The sequence below is a fragment of the Streptomyces sp. NPDC037083 genome (genome assembly GCF_055606485.1).
Window position 1 is genome coordinate 1 of record NZ_JBVJSQ010000038.1, and the last position, 5,842, is coordinate 5,842.

At 65.3% G+C, this 5,842-nt stretch carries 5 protein-coding genes; 2 read left to right on the forward strand and 3 right to left on the reverse strand.

Translation table 11 applies throughout. The features are described 5' to 3' along the window. Positions 1-324: 324 nt before the first annotated feature. Positions 325-708: a hypothetical protein gene (locus ACZ7DE_RS40875; RefSeq protein ID WP_470769610.1), complete on the forward strand. Its 384-nt coding sequence runs from the start codon at positions 325-327 to the stop codon at positions 706-708. 107 nt (positions 709-815) lie between these two features. Here the strand turns inward: ACZ7DE_RS40875 and ACZ7DE_RS40880 are convergent, their stop codons facing one another. Further along, positions 816-1,268: a hypothetical protein gene (locus ACZ7DE_RS40880; RefSeq protein WP_470769612.1), complete on the reverse strand. Its 453-nt coding sequence runs from the start codon at positions 1,266-1,268 to the stop codon at positions 816-818. Positions 1,269-2,143: 875 nt separating this feature from the next. Beyond that, positions 2,144-2,719 (reverse strand): hypothetical protein, encoded by a 576-nt coding sequence (locus ACZ7DE_RS40885; RefSeq protein WP_470769614.1) that lies wholly within the window; start codon positions 2,717-2,719, stop codon positions 2,144-2,146. 336 nt (positions 2,720-3,055) lie between these two features. Between ACZ7DE_RS40885 and ACZ7DE_RS40890 the strand changes: the two genes are divergently transcribed. After that, on the forward strand, positions 3,056-3,433 hold the full coding sequence (locus ACZ7DE_RS40890) for a hypothetical protein (RefSeq protein WP_470769616.1): 378 nt from the start codon (positions 3,056-3,058) through the stop codon (positions 3,431-3,433). Between the two features lie 290 nt (positions 3,434-3,723). Here the strand turns inward: ACZ7DE_RS40890 and ACZ7DE_RS40895 are convergent, their stop codons facing one another. Continuing rightward, positions 3,724-5,034 (reverse strand): hypothetical protein, encoded by a 1,311-nt coding sequence (locus tag ACZ7DE_RS40895; RefSeq protein WP_470769618.1) that lies wholly within the window; start codon positions 5,032-5,034, stop codon positions 3,724-3,726. Positions 5,035-5,842 lie beyond the last annotated feature (808 nt).

Here is a 5,842-nt window from a genome sequence, read left to right on the forward strand (position 1 = left end):
CGGACGGCCTGGCTTGAGGCCCTGCGGCAGCAGCGGCTCAAGCCGGGCCCACTGGCCGTTCGTCAGATCCCCACGTCCCACAGGACGTGATCATCCACGAACAAGATCCACTTTCGCAACAGACCCTAGTGCAACCTGCGTGCTACCTCGTCCTCGCACTGGGCGTCCCAACGCTCGCCGAGCGGTCCGGAGCTGTCGCCTCCATCGGGTGAAGCACCACGTCCGGGCCGTGAGCGCCATGGAACCCCGTCCATGCCATGTGCCGTTCCTCGGCCGTGCCCGGTAGGGCGTTACACCTACAGCGCGGTCTTCGTTGGACCCGGTGTGACCGACTTCGATGAGTTGATGGCGGACCCGACGGATTATGCGAACTGGCTGCTGTGCCGCGGCCCGGAGATGCCGGAGGAACACCGGGCAGAATTCCGGGTCGGCGTTGTGGCTGCGCTCGCCGGCTATCCACGCTCGGAATGGGACGATCGGTTCCGCGAGTTCGTGCTCACCAACTGCATGGGGCCGGACGTGCGGCCACTGTTCGAAGCGTGGCTGATGGCGTCCCTCGGAAGCAGGTTCGCGCCCAAGGACGCGGGGTCGGCTGAGTTGTCGGAGCGGCTGCACGAACGGTTCAGTCCGCAGACCGCGCGGAACCTGCGGGATGCGATTGCGTGGGGGCAAAGCCAGTGCGCCGTGCCGAGTCCGGTGCAGCTGTAGCTCCGGCGAAGGTGTGCCCAAGGACCCATCGTTCGTTCCTTTCAGGGGTGGATGGCGAAGGCGGCGCGTGTTCAACCGACGCATCTCGGGCGTCCAGCCACCGAATCTCAGGTGTCCGACTGCCGGTAGACCAGGACATCGACGTGCGGAGCGAAAGCGTCCACCGCGGCCTGGAGACGTTCGGGGTCGATCCGCCAGAAGTTGATGGGGCGGCTGGCGAGGAAGAGTTCGTATTCCACATGCGGCGCGAGACGGGCGGTTTCTCCAGGCGTCAGCTTCGCGTTCGGCCCAGCCAGGCGAGGGGCCCCCTCGCGCCGGCGTGCGCCGACGTAATTCATTGCGGGTCCGGCCATGCGCTGCTGCCACAGCACGATGGAAATGATGTCTTTCCAGGGAACGGCGGCAGTCTGCGCCTGATAGCGGGCCGGAGCACCGCCGAGCAGTACGCCGTTCTCGTCGACACGGAACGCGACAAGGCGTTTCCAACCCATTCCGAACAGCAGTTGGAAAGGGGTACGACGGAAGTGCGCCTCATAGACTAGCGAATGCGCATCACTCATGGGAAATCCTATCGGTCGCATCACGACTTGGGGTTCTTTAGATCCTTCGCAGACTTGTCACATGCGGTGGCCTGCGCGCAGAGCCTCGGCGGCATTCCCACACTTTGTCCGCCAGTTCTTCAGGTCCACACGGACCTGGTCCGCGTGCGGCCCTGCCCATGTCATCATCGTGAAGTTGGCGAAAGTGTGGGGAGCATCAGCCAGCCCCTCGGTGTGTTCCGCAAGGCTGCGTAGCTTTGAGGCGCGTTCAGTCAGTTCATGTACCTCTGGGTTCGCCATGAGGTGTTGACTTCTTCGAATACAAGAGCGACGGCCAGGTCGGTGGTATCGACGCTCCCGGTGGCCCTCCCAATGCTTGCGAGCCCTCCCCCCCGGGGCTTTATTGCGGCGAATTTCGATCCGGGCGTCATCTCGAACGAGAAGCGATCCCTTGGTCATGCCGATGAGCGTGTATTCATATTTTCTGTCACTGCTCGAAATGTGCAATGTGCGCATGGTCTGTCGAATCGCGCGGGTGTGGATCCGCCTCCCATGGTGAGAGACGGGCACTCGAGAGTCGGTGTGTCGTTTCCCTTGCCGCGGTACAGCGTGTATGGCATGCTTTCGCCGCTCAACACTGTTTCACTAAATCCGTCCTCCCTCTTTCGGGATGGCTTTTTGTGAGTTACTGACACTTCCCCAAAGGGCCCCAAGGACCCTATCCGGCCCGTTTCGTGCCGCGTGATGAGAGGCCTCAACTCGAAGCCGAGTTTGTCCATTTGAATTATTTTCCCTCCTGTTAGAAACCAGTTCATGGAGCTTGCCCGGCTCGCGGTGTTGGCCAGGGCTCCTGGCTAACCGACGAGATCCTCACCGACCTGTCAGCGAAGGGGCACCTAAGAGTCGAAACGTCTCCAGCGACCACTCACCGTGACGCCCGAACTGCACCGCTGAGGTTTACGCGACACGCCAACATGCGAGCCACCAGTCCCAAGGCCGGGGAACAGAGCGCTGGCAAACGGCCGGGCACGACGCAACGGCCGATGCGGGGATTGCACCGGTGCCTGCGGGCAACAGTCTGGTTTACTTCGAGCTTCGCGGCCTTGAGGAAACGAACTCTCAGGCTCGACGGTAGCTATCGACCGGGCCACCCCAGCCGCCGGGGGCCCGTCGAAGTCGATCACGGGCGAGGAGCCGTCCGGGTCCACCTTCAGGTGCCCCAGGCCGCGCCCGCCGTCCTTGCCGCCCTGGCACGTGTAGGTGATGGTCGCGGATTCCTGGCCGTTATCCTTCGTCGGCACGAAGTTGCCCGAACACGAGAGCTTCGCGCCCTTGGCTGTGGTTTTGCCGTCCTTGACGACGAGTGTGTCCAACGTTGATTCGTCAGGGGTGGCGATGTACTTCCAGGTGCCGGCCGCTCGCTCCAGGAGCGTGCCGTGAGGGGGAGCCGACCCAGCCGGCTTCTTCGTCACGCCAGCGGTGGCACTCGCCGTGCCGTCTGCCGTCTTCCTACCCGCGCTCTCACTACCGCACCCGGCGGCCATCACGACCCCGGCGAGCGGCGTGGCCGCTATCCAACGCGCCTTGCGCACAACAACATCCGTCCTCTCTTTACGCTTTACAATTCCCGAAAACGTAACAGGTGCCTACGAGCGAGCCGATCATGCTCTTAGCGTGATGATGATGCGGCCGCAGTGTGCGCACTCCAGGCCGTACAACGCATCGTGGTCACAGCGGGGGCACGGCGCACTGGGCCTGCCCCATACGGGCCTCTGGAACCGAGACGTCGTCTGACTCATCATCGTGTGATGACTGAGCGCATGGACCTGCCACGGTTGCGAAGTCTGATCGAGGGAGTCCTGGTAGACCTGTACCAGAGGCACCGTCACCAGGACCTGCCTGGGCTGTGCGAGCGGCTCCGCCTCCCAGCGCCGCCCTCCCAGGACAGCCATACAAAGCACCAGCGTCTGACGGCCAGCCTGAAAGAGTGCCCAGACGACCGGCTTGAGCACGTCGCTGAGGCGATCCGCAACCTGATCTTCGCCACCCTGGGGAAGCCTGACATCCGCTTCACCAGCGCCCTGGACAACGACATCGAGGTCGCCGAACGCGCTGACCAGGCCCGTTCCGCCCGGCACCTGATCCTTGTGGGCGCTCTGCCCGAAAGGCGCATCCGCCGCCGGTAAACGGCGGCACGAGCTCCCGGCTCAACACCGCGGGCGCGGTACAACCTCATGAGATGGCACAGTTAGGACGGGCGGTGCGCGCTCACCAGCAGCGTGTCGGCGGTGCGCGGCCCATCGATCACGGCGGGCAGCATATCGACGGTGATCCTGGTGAACCCGGCCTCGGCGAGCAGCTTGGTCCAGACGTGCTCCTGGCGACATTTGCTACGCCAGTGCGGTGTGGGGCCGGTGTCCCGGAGGACACCGGCCCCACACCGTTGTGACGGGCTCGGGCAAACTGACCGGCTTGGTCAGGCGATGAGCTCGACCATGACGGTCGCTGTGCCGGGCACATGCCGGGCGTCGCCCGGGTAGGTGACTGTGTACTGGGGATACGTCATCCAGTCGGGCGGGGTGTCACTGAAGCTGAAGGTGCCGTCCCGTTTGACCTTCACATCCGGCAACTCTACGCCGTTGCGGGTCACCGTGACCGTCTTGTACCTGGGGAAGGGGGCCAGCGAGGTCAGTTTCCCGGTCACGGCGACCGGCGTGCCGACAGGGTTCGTCGGGGGAGCGGACAGTGTGATCGTGCTGGATGCCTTGGCGATGTCGGTGATGATGTCGAGAACCACCTCGCCCGAGTAGGGGAAGCGGGTGGTGAACAGCCTGTTGCCGTCGGGCGCCCAGGCCACGCCTCGGTCGAGCAGATCCGCGTGCCCGGGCGACAACGCGACCGTGCGGTACGCGGCGGTCTCTCCTGGGCGGTAGATGCGGACGTCCCACTCCCCTCCCGCCACGATTCCCGCGGCGACCGTGCCGTGGGAATCGACAGCGACGGAGTTGGGGTAGGGGCCGGTGTCGTACTGGGTCTCCTCCGTCAGGTCCGACAAGCGCCACCGCTGGTGGTAGTAGTTGCCGCCGTTCGCAGTGATCACACTGCGGCCGTCCGGTGTTACCGTCATGTCCTCGACATCGCCGACGGCTTCGCTGTAGGCGGTCTCATGAAGCATGCCGGAGCCCACGTCGTACACGCGCATGCCCAGCGCGCCCTGACTATGCGCGGCGACGAGCCGGTCAGGCGCGCCCGGCGACGAGGCGAGTCGCGGCTTGCCGTACCACACGGGGTTGTCGTCGAGGCTGACGGTCGGGGTCGCCTCGGCGATGGCGACCGACCCGATGCCGGCGTGGAAGACGGTGGCCCGGTAGCCGAAGAAAAGCCGGCCGCCGGCGAGGGCGAGGCTCTCCGGTTCAGTGTCGGCCCCGGTCGAGATGCGCCGCGTCTCGGTCAAGGTCGCCGTGTCGACGACGGAGATCGCGTCAGCGTCCGGGAGCGCCACGTACAGGGTGGACTCGTCAGCCGACTCGGCCATGCCCCGCGCCCCGTCGAGACCCTCCAACTTCTTCACGACCTGCCCGTCGTGGTCGGTGGCCAGCACGGCGTCGTCGCCGGGCGCGCTGATGTACACATGACGACTGTCGGCGAGGGTCTCCCAGTGTGACCGCACGGGCAGGACGATGCCGCCCTGGGACTGTGCCGCTGCTGTGCCGTGGGGACCGAGCAGATTGAGTGACGCGGCTGCCAGCACCAGCGCGACACCCGTCGCACGTCTTCGTAAACCCATCTTAGGAGCTCCTTCGAAAACGGATCCGGCCGCATGGGTGCGGCCGGCTGAGCAACTGTAGTGACATGGACTGACATTGGGCGCGCATGTTTTTGTGACTGGCATGGTTTGTGGTCGCGTGTCATCGATCCTGCTGGCTTATTCCGTGCCCGGCACGGCTGGCGGCTCGTTGGACAGGACAGCAGCGGCCGTCTTGGCGTTCCCGGTCGCGTGGGGTGTGGAATGTCGATGCGGCCGAGGCCGTGGCCGAAGGTGCGTGAGCTGACCGCGCAGGTGGCGCGGGCGGTGGCGGCACGGGGCCCGTACCCGTTGGCGATGCGGGTCCGAAAAGGCCAGCAGGATCGTCACCAGCCGCAAACGAGGGGCGTCACGTCCGGCGACGCGCGGCGGGGTCGCGCTCGGCGACGTGTCGGGCGACTGCGTCGACACCGGGACGGGCTTACCGCTCCAGGGAGCGGACGGAGGCGTTGTCTGGAGCGGGCCAGCAGCATGGGGGTGGAGGTGCCGCCCTCCGCGTCGTGTGTCAGGGCGCTGTGGCGTAGCCGGTGCAGCGTGAAGCCGTCCAGGTTCTCGATGTCCTCGGGTGAGGCGAGGGGGTTGGCCAGGAGCCGGGTGTTCTGCTCGAAGATCTGCTCGGCCCGCCGGTAGCAGCCACTACAAACGACGCGGACACATCCCCTGAACTAGCCACCAGTCACCACAAGCACCGTTGCAGTACTAGTACTCCAGCAGCGGTTCGCTATCTGGCCTGGTCAGAGGCATCGTCGGGAGTGTAGTGGGCTGATGGCATGTCAGGGGCGGTCTTGCC